The organism is Leucobacter celer subsp. astrifaciens (assembly GCF_001273835.1).
In the GTDB taxonomy this organism is placed as follows: Bacteria; Actinomycetota; Actinomycetes; order Actinomycetales; family Microbacteriaceae; genus Leucobacter; species Leucobacter celer.
Genome location: NZ_JHEI01000138.1, coordinates 23890 through 37579, shown reverse-complemented (window position 1 = coordinate 37579; position 13690 = coordinate 23890). Strand labels below are relative to the sequence as shown.

Here is a 13690-nt window from a genome sequence, read left to right as displayed (position 1 = left end):
TGGCATGCTGGTGGAGGTTGGGTCCGACACGTTCACGGGACCGATCGCGGTGTCGCCGCGATGCACTCCGACGCTCGAACGCCGGCGCCGCTGGGAGCGGCGATTCCGCTGGTGCCTGAGGCTCTCGGACACGACGGTGATCCTCGTCGCGGTGGGCGCCGCTGCGCTGCTGCAGCAGATCGTCACCGGGGTGGGAAGCACCACTCTCCTGGCCGGTGCGATGCTGGCGGTGCTGTGGTACCTGCTGCTGTCGGGCATGCGCAGCCGGGATATGCAGTGCCTCGGATCCGGCACCGCCGAGTACCAGCGCGTGGCCAACGCCACGGGGCTGGCGTTCGGCGCGATCGCGATCTGGGTGCTGGTGCTCGACTGGAGCGGCGACCGCGTGCTCATCTTCGCGGCGCTTCCGATCGGACTCGTCGGTCTGCTGGTCTCGCGCTGGCGCTGGCGCCGGTGGTTGTGCGACCGCCGGGCCTCCGGCCACTACGCCTCCCGCACCCTGGTGGCGGGAGACCGCGCCGATGTCGAGTACGTGATCCGCACTCTGCAGGCGCGGGAGTACGGGTTCCACGTGGTCGGTGTGGCGCTGTTCGGAACCGATCGCACCCCGGTCGTCGTCGGCGATCGGCGGTATCCGGTGCGCGGGTCGGTCGAGCGAGTGGCCGACATCGCTTCGCGGATCGGGGCCGACACGATCGTCGTCGCCAGCCGGCCGGAGAACGACTCGTCGTTCGTTCGCGAACTCAGCTGGCAGCTCGAGGGCACCGCGGCGAATCTGGTGCTCTCGAACCAGCTCACCGACGTGGTCGGGCCCCGCATCTCGTTCCGCCCGGTGGAGGGGCTGCCGATGCTGCAGATCCGCATCCCGTCGTACGAGGGCGGGTACTACCTCCTGAAGCGCGGGCTGGACATCAGCGTCGCGGCGCTGGCGCTGGCATTCATCGGGGTGATCACACCCCTCCTCGCGCTGGTCATCAAACTGGATTCTCCCGGCCCCGTCTTCTTCGCGCAGCAGCGGGTGGGGCGCGACGGTCGGCTGTTCACGATGTATAAGTTCCGCACGATGGTCGTCGACGCGGAGCAGCGGCTCACCGAACTGCAGCAGCAGAACGAGGGCGCGGGACTGCTGTTCAAGATGCGACAGGATCCCCGGGTCACCCGGGTGGGAGCGGTGCTGCGCAAGCTCTCGATCGACGAGTTGCCGCAGTTCTGGAACGTGCTGCGCGGCGAGATGAGCGTCGTCGGCCCGCGGCCCCCGTTGCCGGACGAGGTGACCGCGTACGACGGCAGGATCGTGCGCAGGCTCTACGTGAAGCCCGGGATCACCGGTCCGTGGCAGGTGAGCGGGCGCAGCGATCTCTCCTGGGACGAGAGCGTGCGACTCGATCTCAGCTACGTCGAGAACTGGTCGCTCATGAGCGATCTGCAGATCATGTGGCGAACCGCCCGTGTCATGGTGCAGCGCGAAGGAGCGTACTAGCCGTGTCCCAGCCGAAGCCGAAGCACCGCAGTTCACGGCGGCACGACCCGATGAATCCGGCGGCCGAGGCCCGCTGCGCGTAAACGTGCGGCGACCCCTGAGCCGTCCACAGGCCCCCGTATCCTCTGATTCGCCGAACTCCCCTGAAACTGCGGGCGGGTCGGGGGGTACGGGCCCAAGCCCCGGTGCGGACGCGGTTCCGGATCGGCTTCGCGGAGGTTACGTAGTTCCCGCCGATGCGACCGCCCGCCCGACGAACCTACGCTGACGACACGAGCATCGTTTCGCGGTCACCGTCGACGAAGGGGAGAGGCATGAGGCGCATCGGCTACGCGGCGGGGGCCTTCGACCTGTTCCACGTCGGGCACCTCAACCTGCTGCGTCACGCCCGGCAGGAGTGCGACTACCTCATCGCGGGGGTGGTGAGCGACGAGATGCTGCGGGCGGTGAAGGGAAGCGAGACGGTGATCCCGACCGCCGAGCGCGCGGAGATCGTGCGCCACATCGATTTCGTCGACGAGGTCCATATCGAGCGAGTGCCCGACAAGCTCGAGGTGTGGGAGGAGGTGCGCTTCACGCACTTCTTCAAGGGCGACGACTGGCGGGGCACCGAGAGGGGGCGGCTGCTCGAGCGCCGCTTCGCCCGTGTCGGCGTGGAGATCGTCTACTTCCCCTACACCGCGCACACCTCGAGCACCGCGCTGCGGCGCGCGCTCGAACTGCTCGATCCCGCGGCTCAGCGGCGGAGCGCGCAGGCCGTGGTCTAAGCGATCGGAGAGCGGAGCGAGGGGTCCGCTGTCATCGCCCGACTCTATCTCGCTTCGGCGCCCACGCAATCACCAGGCCCAAAAGCCTGGCCCGTTGCGCGACCGCCTCGGCGTCACTCGAAACCGTCGCACCGCTTCATTCGCTGACGCCCGAGAGCCATCGGGTGCGCGAGGCCCCTGCTCCCAAGAGGCTGCTATTGCCACTTCCGAAGAGGGCCTTGCGCTGTCTCCTCGAGACTATTGCAACTGGGACATGGAGTTCATTGCCGTTCTTAGATGAAATATAAAAATAGAGAGTGGTAAATGTATGCTAATCCTATGAATGAAGGGACCTTGCTTCGACGGTTCATTGAAGCGATTGTTGAAGAAGGCGCTGAGCATGGCAGGTACACCGTTGTTCGCGCTGCTCTCAGTGCACCCGACACTGCCCTGATCGTCTACCGATGGGGCGCGCCCGACATGCTCTTCGGCAGAATCTACCGCCAACAAGACCTATATGAAATCTTCTCCGATGACGCAACCACAGCTGAAGAGTATGCGCAGGAGGTCGTTACTCATGACTTCGAGCCGCCCCCAGGAGCGGGTATCATTCTCGGTCTCGCTTGGGAGGCCAGCCTCGGACTCGGTGGACAGCCCGTGCATTGGTGTGACGTAACGGGAGATCTGATGTCGCTCCATCCGACTCTGATCTTTTCCTCTCCGGAGAACGTCAATTGACCAGTGGCTCAAAGCTCGGCTTGACGACCTTCGCGGCATTGATGGCACTGCTCTTTGTTTTCCTGCCCGTGTCGGCAGCAGAGGAGGCCGCCCCGAAGTCCGCGGTCGTTGCGAGCTGGAAGAACGCGAACAAAACCAAGATTCTCCTCCGCAAAGGGACCTATAGCAAAACATCCGGGAAAGGCTTCGGATGGGCCAAGATCAAGACCCGGCACGGAATCAAGAAGTACAGCACGGTCAAGCACCCGACGAAGTCCCCCTATGGCGAGATCTGGAAGGGCCGTCCTCAGACGAAAGCAGAGTACACCGCCTATGCGGACAAGGTGAGGAAGAACAATGGCAAATGGATCGTGGTGGAGGAAATTCCCGTCAAGACGGTGGTCGAGTTCAAACACGTATCAAGCTATTTCAAGGTGAAATTGAACAACGCTCCGGGTGTTCTCACCACATACTGCATCAATCCGAATCGAGCCTTGAAGTGTCCGTCGTGGGTGGATTCAGCCTTTCTCCCCTCCAACAACGGAGTGGTAGGCGCCATGTCCCCTCGCTACGACGGCGCGACGACATACTCTTCTTCATATACTCCACGGCGTATCGGACAAGTGTTGAACTGATTCAGCACCGATACGAGCAGCAGGGTCGCCTCTCCTTCCTCGCTGTCCGTATGAATCTCCTCGGCGAGCATCGAGAGGATCAGGAGTAGACCGGTCTACCAGATAGTTGGTGGACCGGATCGGTTCTCTCGTCAGAGACGTCAGGGCACCTCCGAGCCGGGTGAGAGCGTGGCCGCATACTCGTGCAGGGTCCCGGCGCGGAACGCCTCCTGCACCCTTGCCATCTCCTCCCAGTTCGGGATGACGATGGACTGACCGTCGGCCGACGTGCCCGTGCCGAGGGTCGGGCTCGTGAAGAAGAGGATGTTGTCGCTGCGCATGTTGCGCATGCCGAGGCCGAGGCTCGTGACCGATCCGAGGTCGAACCGATCGTCGAGGATCAGGTAGGGCTTCAGCGCCTCGAAGGTGTTGACCACCTTGCCGGGGTCGCTCAGGGTCTCCCGGCTGAGGATCGTCTTCGCGAGCCCCTTCATGTAGGTCTGCTGGTTGCGGGCGCGCTGGTAGTCGCCGTCGACGAACGCGTACCTCTCGCGCACGAAGCCGAGCGCCTCGTCGCCGCTGAGCGTGATCTCGCCCTGCTCGAAGGTGAAGCCGCCGTGGGTCGAGGTGAACGCATGGTCGTTGGTGATGGTGACTCCGCCGACGGCGTCGGTGAGGCCCTTGAACGACTCGAAGTCGACCAGGGCCACGTGGTCGATGCGGGCGCCGATGAAGTTCTCGACGGTGTTCACCGCCAGCGGAAGGCCGCCGTACGACATGGCGGCGTTGATCTTCGCCTCCCCGTGCCCCTGCACCTCCACCCAGTTGTCGCGCATGATCGACATCACCGTGACGCTCCCGCCGTCGGGAGAGACCTGCACGACCATGATGGAGTCGCTGCGATAGCCGGTCATGTCGGCGGCGTCGAGCGAGGTGTCGGTCGCCTCGCGCGAGTCGGAGCCGAGCAGCAGGATGTTGACGGGGGCGCCGACGCCCGGCTGCGGTGCCACCGGGTCGGGGCGCTGCAGCGACGGATCCTGCTCGACGCTGACCCGCTGGATCTCGTTGAAGGAGTTCGCGAGGATCGCGTAGCCGATGCCCGCGGCGATGCCGAGCAGCACGATGAGGGATCCGAGCACGATCAGCGTGTTGCGGAGTCCTCTGCGCTTGCGCTTCGGGGGCGCAGCGGTGAGCTGCTGCGTCGAGGTGCGATGATCGTTCATGACGGGCTCCTAGGCGCGTTCCACGGGCTCATCCGCCGACGACGGGAAAGCTGCCCGTCGGCGTCTCCCCCTCGTCGTAGACGGTGGCGGGCGATCCGATGATCTTCGCGTCGGGCGTGCCGACCAGCTTCCGGTCCTTGTCGGGATAGTCGAAGCGCGACAGCACCCATCGCATCGCCTCGAGCCGGGCGCGCTTTTTGTCGTTCGACTTCACGACGGTCCAGGGGGCGTGAGGCGTGTCCGTATAGAAGAACATGGCCTCCTTCGCGTCGGTGTAGGCGTTCCACTTGTCGAGCGAGGCGAGATCCGTGGGCGAGAGCTTCCACTGCTTCACCTCGTCGTGGGATCGGGCGACGAAGCGGGAGTGCTGCTCGGCCTTGCCGACGGAGAACCAGAACTTGATGAGGTGCACGCCGGAGTTGACCAGCATGCGTTCGAACTCGGGAGCCGAGCGGGTGAACTCCAGGTACTGCTGGGGCGTGCAGTAGCCCATGACGCGCTCCACGCCGGCCCGGTTGTACCAGGAGCGGTCGAAGAGCACGATCTCGCCGGCGCTGGGCAGGTGCGCCGCGTAGCGCTGGAAGTACCACTGGGAGCGTTCGCGCTCGGTGGGGATCTCGAGCGCCACCACGCGGGCGCCGCGCGGATTCATGTGCTCGGTGAAGCGCTTGATCGCGCCGCCCTTGCCGGCGGCATCGCGTCCCTCGAAGAGGATCACGATCTTCTGGCCGGTCTCCTTGACCCAGGCCTGCAGCTTGAGCAGCTCGATCTGCAGCCTGCGCTTGTCGCGTTCGTAGGCCGTGCGCGAGATCTTGGTGTCGTACGGATGCCCCTGTCGCCAGGGCGCGTCGGGATCGTCGTCCTTCGGCAGCTTCCTGCCTTTGCGGCGCAGCTCGGCGATCTCGTCGATCTCGGGCGTGACATCGATCTGGCCCGGGCCGGCCAGCTCGAATTCGGCGGTATCGGCGGTGCCGGTGTCGTCTGCGGAACTGGCCATGCGATTCCTTCGTTCGGAGTTCTGCGGGGTGGGCTCAGCGTACGAGGCGGGCGATCGCGGCGGAGGCCTCGTGCAGTTTCTCGGCGGCGACCTCGCCGCCGTCGGCCGCTGCCGAGGCGACGCAGTGCCGCAGGTGGTCGTCGAGCAGCGCGAGCGCCACCCGCTCCAGCGCCTTCGTCGCGGCGGAGACCTGGGTGAGGATGTCGATGCAGTAGACGTCGTTCTCGACCATGCGGTGCACACCGCGCACCTGGCCCTCGGCGCGGCGCAGCCGCTTCAGGAGCTCGTCCTTGTGCTCGATGTAGCCGTGCGTCCGCGGCTCGCAGGCCTCGCTCATCGCTTCGCTCATGGCAGCACCTTACACGGGATCTCGGGGAGTTCCGGATCGGCGATCCCGCAGCAGCAGGGCGACGCCGCCGGCCACCAGCACCAGCACCGCCAGCCAGATGGCGCTGTAGATGACGAGCTCATCCGAGCCGATCCGCTCGCCGTTGAGCATTGATGCGACCATCAGCAGGGCGGGCTCCAGATAGCTCAACAGCCCGAACAGGCTCATCGTGAGCAGCCTCGACGCGGCCAGGTAGAGCACGAGCGCGAAGCCGGAGCACAGCGCGAACAGCGGGCCCAGCCACCACAGCGAGGGGTTCGCGGCGAGCGACGACCCTCGTCCGAGCTCGAGCGCGAACAGCACGGCGGCGACCGGGGCGAGCACGAGGAACTCCCAGAACATGCCGCCGAGGTGGCCGGTGCCGAGCGAGCGCCGCAGCACGAAGTAGGCGGGGTACCCGAGCGCGACGAGCAGCGTCTCCCACGAGACGCCCCCGACGCGCACCAGCTCGAAGATCACTCCGGCGGCGGTGATCCCCGCGGCCAGCCACTGCCACCACACCAGGCGGTCCCGGTAGAGGAAGCGGCCGAGCACCACGAGCACGAGCGGCAGCATGAAGTAGCCGAGTGCGACCTGCAGTCCGCGGCCGTGCAGCGGAGCCCAGCTGAACACCCACAGCTGCGCGGCGATCAGCAGCCCGCAGACGAAGATCCCGAGCAGCAGAAGCGGCCGGCGCCGGATGCGCCTCGCGATCTCGGGCACGACGTACCACTGCCGCAGCCCGATCAGCGCGAGGGCGATGATCGGGATCGTGACGAGATTGCGGATGCCCCAGATCGACTCCGCCGAGGCGGGCGCCAGCAGGGGCGTGATGAAATAGACGCCCCCGAAGGCGAGCGATGACCCGACGGAGGCGAGGAGGCCGCTCGCCCCGGGGCTGAGCGGCCGGGCCAATCTCAGAGGTCGATCGCGCCGATGACCTCACCGTAGGGCGTCTCGCCGATCGGCTTGAATCCGATGTACAGGAAGAACTCCTCCGGCCCGTCCTCGCCGCGTTCCCAGAGCACGGTGAGGCGGTCGAGGCCGCGCTGGCGGGCCTCCTCGATGAGGGCGTTGACCGCGAAGGTGCCGACGCCCTTGCCCTGGGCGTCGGCGTCGACGTTGATGCGCCACAGCGCCGCACGGAACTCCTCCTGCGGGGCCTCGGGATCGAAGTTGCCGTGGATGAAGCCGACCACGCGGTCCTCGTCGAGCACCACGCGCTGCCAGGCGGTGTGCGGCCGGATGACGGCGGCTGCGGCGGCGTACGAGACCGGGGTGATGAACTGCTCCTGGCCGGGCTTCAGGCCGAGAGTGTTCACGGCGACGATGGTCGCGGCGGAAAGTTCTTCGAGTCTCAGAGCGCTCATGTCACCAGGCTAGCGTGAGAACCCGGGCGGGCAAAGAGACGTCTTGCGGGAGATCCTGATAAGCGACACCGAGGAGTCCGAGCCGTACTCGGAAGGGACCCGGAACGGCACCGCGGAGGAGGAACCGCGGTCGCGCGCGAGGTGCGCCGGAGCGTGCGTAGTGGTTACGTAAAACGGGTCGCAGCGGGATCCGGCCTCTTTACGCTGAGTTCATTCCCGAAACCGGTGCGCAGCCTGCCGTCCCGGATCTCCCCCGGATCCCGTCCCCGCGGCAGGCTGCGGCACCTACCTCAGCGGGACCCGTGCCCGATCGATTCCGCTCGGCACGGGTCGGGGAGCCGCGGGTCCGTCACCGGCGCCCGCCAGGGCGGCACCGACCGCGGCTGCGCTCGAATCCTCCGGAAGCACCTGCACGCGGCCGCTCAGCTCGAGGCGGGCGAGGAAGGGCGATTCCGCAGACCAGTTCTCGAGGGTGTCGCGCAGCCCGTCGAAGAGGCGCGCACCGAGCAGGCGCAGCCCGCCGCCGATCACCACGGTGTCCGGGTCGAGGGTGAGCACGAGCATGCGCACACTGGCCGAGGCGCCGCGCACGAGATTGTCGAGAGCGGTGCGGGCGGCCTCGTCTCCCGCGTCGGCGGCCGCGAGCAGTATGCGTCCCGGGTGGTCGCCGCCGGCCGGCCAGTAGGCCTTGAGGGCCGATCCGCTGGCCACGGTCTCCAGACAACCGCGCTGTCCGCAGGGGCAGGGGCGCGCGAGCGGGTCGACGGGGAGGTGCCCGATCTCGCCGGCGACCCCGTGCGCACCGCGCAGCGGGCGGCCGTCGACCACGTATCCGGCTGCGAGTCCCGTGCCGAGGTTGAGGTACGCGACGGTTCCCGAGAGCCCCATGAGGTGCGCGGCCCCGATCGCCGCGGCCGTGACGTCGTTGTCGATGCCCACCGGAAGGCCGGTGCGCTCGCTCAGCCGCTCGGTGAGCGGCAGGAGTTCGATACCGAGGTTGTAGGCGTATCGCACCTCGCCGCGATCCCGGTCGACCTGGCCCGGAATGCCCACGCCCACCGACACGAACTCGTCCACTCTGCGGCCGGTGCGGCGCGCCAGTTCCACGACGGCCTGCTCGGCCGTGCGCAGCACGCCCTCGGCGCCCTGTTCCGATGGCAGGCGAGTGCTCGCCACGACGGTGCCCGCGTCGTCGAGCGCGACGGCCTCGGTCTTGGAACCGCCGATATCCATTCCGACGTGGAGCGGAGCGCTCATCGGGAGCCCTCCTCGATCAGACCGAGCAGCGCGGCCCCGGCGAGCGCCGAGGAGCCGTAGCAGACGAGATCGGCGTAGCGGGCGGCAACGGGATCGGCGCCGGGCCAGCCCGTCTCGACGGCCAGTACCGCCTGCCCCGCTTCGCGCAGCGCGTCGATGCCGTCGCGCGCGAACTCGTGACGGTGCAGATCCCTGCCGATGACGATGGCGCCGCGAGCGGGTGCGACGTGCCAGGGCATGGTGCTGTCGTCGTCGACGGTGCGGTGCAACCGTCGCGCGAACGCCTCCGCGATGGTCCGCTGGTCGGGCAGGGGGTGCTCCGCCGCTGCGAAGGGTCCCCACGGGGCGACGCCCACGGCCATATTGGCCTCGGTCTCGACCCGGATCACGCACGCCCCGGGGTGCTCGCGCAGCCAGGCGCGCGCCGCGTCGACGCCCGCGAAGCTGGCGGCGATGCGCGCCACCTCGTCAGCGGTGGGAAGCGGCGCCGCATCGTGATCGGTCGTGGCGGTGGGCGCGGGATCGGCGGCCGCGAGCGCGCGCACGCGATCCGCGGCCTCGCGCAGCCGATCCTCGGAGAGCCGGCCCTCGCGCACCGCCGCGAGCAGGTGATCCTCGATCCCGCGCAGCTGCTCGGGGGTGGTGTCGGTGCCGATGCACAGCAGATCGCAGCCGGCCGTCAGCGCCCGCACCGCGGCCTCGGGGATCCCGATCCCGCCGCTCGCGCCCTGCATGTCGAGCGCATCGCTGATGATGGCGCCCCTGAACCCGAGCTCCTCCCGCAGCATGCCCTGCAGGATCCGGCTGCTGAAGGTGGCCGGGCCCGTCGGATCGACCTGCGGCAGCAGGATGTGCGAGCTCATCACCGCGCGCGCACCGGCCTCGACGGCCGCGCGGAAGGGCGGGAGATCTCGGCGTGCGATGAGATCGGGGGAGGCGTCGACGACGGGGAGCGCGAGGTGCGAATCCTGCGCGGTCGCCCCGTGTCCCGGGAAGTGCTTGGGGCAGGCGATGGCTCCCGCGCGCTGCAGGCCGCGCACCCACGCGGCGACGTGCCGCGCGGCGAGCCCGGGATCCGCGCCGAAGCTCCGCGTGCCGATGACCGGGTTGCGCGGGTCGCTGTTGACGTCGGCGTCGGGGGCGAGCGCGAGGTTGAAACCGCTGGCGAGGATGTCGCGCCCCACGCGGTGGCCGATCTCCTCCGTATATATAAGGTCGTCGATGCGGCCCAGCACGGCGGCGCCGGGGTACGGGGCGCCCTCGAGGTAGTGCAGCCGGGTGACCTCGCCCCCCTCCTCGTCGATCGCCACGAGCGCGCGGGGCGCCGCGGCGCGCAGCTCGGCTCCGAGCGCCGCGAGCTGCGCGCGATCCCGCACGTTGCCGCCGTAGACGCAGACCGCGAGGAGCCCGTCGCCCAGGGCTTCGAGCAGCCACGCGGGAGCGGTGTACCCGGTGAAACCGGGCATGAGGGTCGCGCGCACGTCGCGGGCGAGGGAGCGCTCGCTCATCCCTTCACCGCTCCGCTGACCATGCCGCTCGTCATGCGGCCCTGCACGAACACGAAGAAGATGATCACGGGGATCGCGACGAGCGTCGACGCCGCCATCACCTGTCCCCAGTCGATCGCGCGGTTCGCCGACTGCTGGATGAAGCCGCGCAGCCAGAGCGGCAGCGTCTGGCCGTCTGCATCGAGCAGCACCAGAGCGACGGTGAACTCGTTCCAGGCCTGGAGGAACGCGTAGACGCCGCTCGCGATGAGGCCGGGCGCGAGCAGGGGGAACGTGATGCGCATGAACGCCTGCGTACGGCTGAGCCCGTCGACCATCGCGGCCTCCTCCAGATCGGCGGGCACGCCGGCGACGAAGCCGCGCAGCATCCAGATCGTGAACGGCACGACGGCCGCGATGTAGACGATGCTCACGCCGATGACGGTGTTGAGCAGCCCGAGCGATCCCATGAGCTTGTACTGCGCGATGAACATGCCCTCGGCGGGGAGCATCTGGATGAAGAGCACCGCGAGCACGAAGCTGCGGCGGCCCTTGAAGCGGAAGCGGCTGAGCGCGAGCGCGGCGAAGAAGGCGAACACGATGCAGACGAACACGGTGATGACGGCGATGGTGAGGCTCATTCCGAGCGCTCGCAGGAAGCTGCCGTCGGAGAACACCGCCTCGAAGTTCTTGAAGGATCCGCCGAAGGGCAGCAGCGTGGGCGTGCGCCGCTCCAGCACCACGTTCGGCAGCAGGGAGGAGTTCACCATCCAGTAGACCGGGAACACCCAGATCAGGGCGAACACCAGGCCGAGCACGCCGAGCAGCGCACGGGTGACGCGCTTGGGGCGCACGCGGCCGCGCTGGCGCACCAGCTTCAGAGGAGCGGTCATGCTCGCGGTGTCGGAACGGCTCATCGCTGCTCATCCTCCTTCAGCAGGTTGCGGACGTAGGCCCAGCTCAGCGCGATCGTGAGCAGCAGCACGAAGATGGACATCGCGCTCGCCATCGCGAAGTTGCTCGAGCCGACGCCGAGCTGGTAGATGTAGGTGCCGAGCACATCGGTCTGGCTGGCGATCGAACCGCGATCCTGCAGCAGCCTGATCTGGGTGAAGACCCGCAGATCCCAGATGATCTGCAGCAGCATCACGATGCCGAGCACCGGTTTGACGATCGGCAGGATGATCAGCCGGAAGCGCTGCCACGGGCCGGCGCCGTCCATCTGCGCCGCTTCGAGCACCTCTCCGGGTACCTGGGTCAGCCCCGCGTAGACCGAGAACGCCACGAAGGGCACGCTCATCCAGACCACGATGATGAGGGCGACGAAGAAGAAGGTCAGCGGGTTCTGCAGCCAGTTGAAGCCGTTGAAGGGGAGACCGAGGCCGGTGAGCGTCCAGTTCACCAGGCCGCGGTTCCAGTCGAACATCCAGTTCCAGATGGTCATCGCGGCGACGACCGGGGTGGCCCACGCCAGCAGCAGCGAGATCTGCAGGATGACGCGGATCACCGTCGGGACCGCCTGCATGAGCAGCGCGAAGCCGACCCCCACGATCATCGTCACCGCGGCGGTCACGAGGCAGAAGACCACGGAGCGGGCGACCACGAGCCAGGTGGTGGTGGATCCGAAGAGCTCGATGTAGTTCTCGAACCAGATCCACTCGGGCGGCTGGCCGAACTGCTGTGCGAGTCCGAAGTGCTGCATCGAGGTGATCAGCTGCCAGACGATCGGGTACCCGAGCGCCAGCAGCACGATGAGCGTCGCGGGCAGCAGCAGCGCGTACGGGGTGATGCGCAGCTTGCGGCGCCGCGGCGGTCGCGGCTGCTCGGTCGGTGCGGCGGAGGCGGGCTCCGTCTGCATCGGCGGCGCCGTGGGCGCTGCGGGGGCGGTGCTCATCGCGGGCCTTTCTCGGGGTTCTGGGGCTGTTCGGCGCGGAGTCGCGGGACCCGGTCCGGGGGTTCGACCCGGATCCCGCGACTCTACGCCCGCGGGGCTACTGCTGGTTGAGCAGGGCGTCGAGCTGGGCGTTGGTGTCCTTCGCCAGCTGCTCGAGATCATCGGCGTCGCGGATCTGCGCGAAGAACTCCTCCATGATGTTCTTCGCCTCGATCGCGGCCCAGCCCGGCGCGGCCGGGGTGAGCTTCGAGTTGGAGGCCGAATCGATCAGCGCCGTGGCGAACTGGTCGTCGCCGAGCGATGAGGTGTACTCGGAGTTGGCGGGGCCGAGTCCGTTCTCGCCCAGAAGGGTCTGGTACTCCTCGGAGAAGATGATCCGCATCAGATCCTTCGCGAGCTCGGGGTTCTGCGTCTGAGCCGAGATGCCGATGTTCGAGCCCCCGGCGAAGACCGGGGCGGGGTTGCCGTCGTTGCCCGGCAGCGGGTAGGCCGCGAACTTGTCGTCGTTCCACTCGCGCACCTGCTCGCCGTCGTCGCCCTCGACCAGGTCTCCGATCGACCAGTGGGCCCAGCCCGGCGCGAGGATGCTCGCTGCTCCCAGGGAGGTCTCGGCCTCGTCACGGGTGTCGGAGTCGTTGACGTAGGTCCAGATCGACTCGTCCTTGGCGTCGTTCGGCGCCTTCGAGGCGTTGCGGTACAGATCCTGCAGCTGCTCGAGACCCTTGAGCGATTCGGGGGAGTCGAGGGTGGCCACCCACTGGCCGTCGCGGTATTGGGCGATGTCGCCGCCGTTCGCGAAGATCCAGGAGATGCCGTTGCGCCAGTCCTGCCCGCCCAGCCAGAAGCCGGAGAAGTTCTCGATGTCGCGCGGGTTCTGCTCGGCGATCGTCTTCACAGCGGCGTTGAACTCGTCGAGGGTCTCGGGCTGATCGACGCCCGCCTCGGCGAAGACGTCGCTGCGGGCGAAGACGTAGCGCGAGCCGAAGTAGTAGGGGAGGGTGTAGTTCTTGTCATCGACCGCGCCGACCTCGACGAAGGACTGCAGCAGCTGGTCGCCGCCGAGCTCGTCGTACAGGTCGCTGATGTCGAGGAACGCGCCCGCGTTGGTGAAGGTCGGAGACTGGGTGTTGCCGATCTCCGTCACGTCGGGGGTGTTCTTCGGGTCGGGGAGCTTGGTGGTGAGGTTGGTGATGATGTCGCCCCAGGTCTGCTCCTCGATCTTGAGGGTGGCCCCGGTCTGCTCGGCGAACTCGGCCGTCAGGTAGTCGCGCAGCGCGTCGGGCGTATCGCCGCCGATCAGCCAGAGCGTGATCGATGCGTCCCCGTTCGAAGCGCCGTCGCCCGAGCCTCCGCCGGTCGGCGCGCTCTGGCCGCAGCCGGTGAACAGCAGTGCCGAGGCCACGGCCGCGGCGGCGAGGCCAGTGAACTTCCTCTTCATGGTGTCTTCCTTTCGATGCGTGTCGCGCGGGTGTCGCGCGATGCGGGGTGTGCGTTCCGGCGGGTGCCGAACGCGGTCCGGTGTGGAGTTCTGGGGGGTG

At 67.8% G+C, this 13690-nt stretch carries 14 protein-coding genes; 4 read left to right on the top strand and 10 right to left on the bottom strand.

What is annotated here, in order from left to right; translation table 11 throughout:
* The first annotated feature begins 4 nt into the window (after positions 1 to 4).
* The 4 genes from AMS65_RS11615 to AMS65_RS19450 all read left to right on the top strand — a co-directional run bounded on the left by AMS65_RS11615 (position 5) and on the right by AMS65_RS19450 (position 3578).
* Positions 5 to 1480: a sugar transferase gene (locus AMS65_RS11615; protein ID WP_053384338.1), complete on the top strand. Its 1476-nt coding sequence runs from the start codon at positions 5 to 7 to the stop codon at positions 1478 to 1480.
* A gap of 314 nt (positions 1481 to 1794) precedes the next feature.
* The gene (locus AMS65_RS11610; protein WP_053384337.1) at positions 1795 to 2247 is read left to right on the top strand and encodes an adenylyltransferase/cytidyltransferase family protein; all 453 of its coding nucleotides are present in this window, start codon (positions 1795 to 1797) and stop codon (positions 2245 to 2247) included.
* 318 nt (positions 2248 to 2565) lie between these two features.
* Positions 2566 to 2964: a hypothetical protein gene (locus AMS65_RS19455; protein WP_157502239.1), complete on the top strand. Its 399-nt coding sequence runs from the start codon at positions 2566 to 2568 to the stop codon at positions 2962 to 2964.
* Entirely contained in the window at positions 2961 to 3578 is a 618-nt protein-coding gene (locus AMS65_RS19450; protein WP_157502237.1) for a hypothetical protein, read from the top strand. The genes AMS65_RS19455 and AMS65_RS19450 overlap by 4 nt, the downstream gene beginning before the upstream one ends.
* A gap of 140 nt (positions 3579 to 3718) precedes the next feature.
* Here AMS65_RS19450 and AMS65_RS11605 read toward each other — a convergent pair whose 3' ends face one another.
* The 10 genes from AMS65_RS11605 to AMS65_RS11560 all read right to left on the bottom strand — a co-directional run bounded on the left by AMS65_RS11605 (position 3719) and on the right by AMS65_RS11560 (position 13590).
* A complete protein-coding gene (locus AMS65_RS11605) occupies positions 3719 to 4780 on the bottom strand; it encodes an LCP family protein (RefSeq protein ID WP_053384336.1) in 1062 nt (353 codons plus the stop codon).
* A gap of 28 nt (positions 4781 to 4808) precedes the next feature.
* Positions 4809 to 5777: a polyphosphate kinase 2 gene (ppk2, locus tag AMS65_RS11600; protein ID WP_053384335.1), complete on the bottom strand. Its 969-nt coding sequence runs from the start codon at positions 5775 to 5777 to the stop codon at positions 4809 to 4811.
* Positions 5778 to 5811: 34 nt separating this feature from the next.
* Positions 5812 to 6126 (bottom strand): metal-sensitive transcriptional regulator, encoded by a 315-nt coding sequence (locus tag AMS65_RS11595; RefSeq protein WP_053384334.1) that lies wholly within the window; start codon positions 6124 to 6126, stop codon positions 5812 to 5814.
* Positions 6127 to 6135: 9 nt separating this feature from the next.
* Positions 6136 to 7059 carry an EamA family transporter RarD gene (rarD, locus tag AMS65_RS11590; RefSeq protein WP_053384333.1) on the bottom strand — a complete coding sequence of 308 codons (924 nt, stop codon included), beginning with the start codon at positions 7057 to 7059 and terminating at the stop codon, positions 6136 to 6138.
* A gap of 2 nt (positions 7060 to 7061) precedes the next feature.
* Complete coding sequence (locus AMS65_RS11585) at positions 7062 to 7514, bottom strand: GNAT family N-acetyltransferase (protein WP_053384332.1); 453 nt, start codon at positions 7512 to 7514, stop codon at positions 7062 to 7064.
* A 285-nt stretch (positions 7515 to 7799) separates the two neighbouring features.
* Positions 7800 to 8771 carry an ROK family protein gene (locus tag AMS65_RS11580; RefSeq protein WP_241489426.1) on the bottom strand — a complete coding sequence of 324 codons (972 nt, stop codon included), beginning with the start codon at positions 8769 to 8771 and terminating at the stop codon, positions 7800 to 7802.
* Complete coding sequence (locus AMS65_RS11575) at positions 8768 to 10279, bottom strand: glycoside hydrolase family 3 protein (protein ID WP_053384331.1); 1512 nt, start codon at positions 10277 to 10279, stop codon at positions 8768 to 8770. Before AMS65_RS11575 ends, AMS65_RS11580 begins: the two co-directional genes overlap by 4 nt.
* Positions 10276 to 11175: a carbohydrate ABC transporter permease gene (locus AMS65_RS11570; RefSeq protein WP_053384330.1), complete on the bottom strand. Its 900-nt coding sequence runs from the start codon at positions 11173 to 11175 to the stop codon at positions 10276 to 10278. The genes AMS65_RS11575 and AMS65_RS11570 overlap by 4 nt, the downstream gene beginning before the upstream one ends.
* Positions 11172 to 12116 (bottom strand): carbohydrate ABC transporter permease, encoded by a 945-nt coding sequence (locus tag AMS65_RS11565; RefSeq protein WP_053384435.1) that lies wholly within the window; start codon positions 12114 to 12116, stop codon positions 11172 to 11174. Before AMS65_RS11565 ends, AMS65_RS11570 begins: the two co-directional genes overlap by 4 nt.
* 133 nt (positions 12117 to 12249) lie before the next feature.
* Entirely contained in the window at positions 12250 to 13590 is a 1341-nt protein-coding gene (locus AMS65_RS11560; RefSeq protein WP_053384329.1) for an extracellular solute-binding protein, read from the bottom strand.
* Between the last annotated feature and the right edge of the window lie 100 nt (positions 13591 to 13690).